The 614-nt window shown below is 65.6% G+C and carries 1 protein-coding gene and 1 pseudogene; both read left to right on the top strand.

The features are described 5' to 3' along the window. A pseudogene (gene murC, locus EN969_RS34215) lies at positions 1 to 145 on the top strand (UDP-N-acetylmuramate--L-alanine ligase); the annotation flags it as partial. Next, on the top strand, positions 142 to 614 hold a 473-nt coding region (locus EN969_RS34210), incomplete at its 3' end, for an FAD-binding protein (RefSeq protein ID WP_127419933.1). The pseudogene murC and the gene EN969_RS34210, both read left to right, overlap by 4 nt.

Here is a 614-nt window from a genome sequence, read left to right as displayed (position 1 = left end):
GCGCTACATCGAGGGCCCGGCGGCGATTGCGCCCATCGTCCGTGATCTGGCCAAGCCGGGCGATTTCGTCGTCTTCCTTGGAGCCGGCAACATCACCCAATGGGCCTATGCGTTGCCCAAGGAGCTTGGCGGGACCGTCTCATGAGGCACGGCCAGGCCCTGATCGACAGACTTGGCGACCGGCTTGCCGGCCTGCGTGGCCGCCTGACGCCGAACGCCGAGATGGACAAGATCACCTGGTTCCGTGCCGGGGGGCTGGCTGAAGCGTTGTTCCAGCCGGCCGATGAGGAGGACCTTGCCGCGTTCCTGAAAGCCGTTCCCGAAGAGATACCGCTGACGGTCGTCGGCGTCGGCTCCAACCTTCTGGTCCGCGATGGCGGCATCGAGGGCTTTGTCATTCGGCTTTCGGCCAAGGGCTTCGGCGATGCCGAGGTGATTTCGCCAATCAGGATCAAGGCGGGAGCTGCGACCCCCGACAAGCGCGTCGCAGCGGTGGCGCTCGAGGCCGGCATTGGCGGCTTTCATTTCTACCACGGCATTCCGGGTGCAATCGGCGGTGCGCTGCGAATGAATGCCGGCGCCAATGGCGTCGAGACGCGCGAGCGCGTCATCGA

The organism is Mesorhizobium sp. M7A.F.Ca.CA.003.01.2.1 (assembly GCF_003998945.1).
GTDB lineage: Bacteria > Pseudomonadota > Alphaproteobacteria > Rhizobiales > Rhizobiaceae > Mesorhizobium > Mesorhizobium ciceri.
The sequence above is the reverse complement of the archived record's forward strand: the minus strand, read 5'-3'. Positions and strand labels throughout refer to the sequence as shown.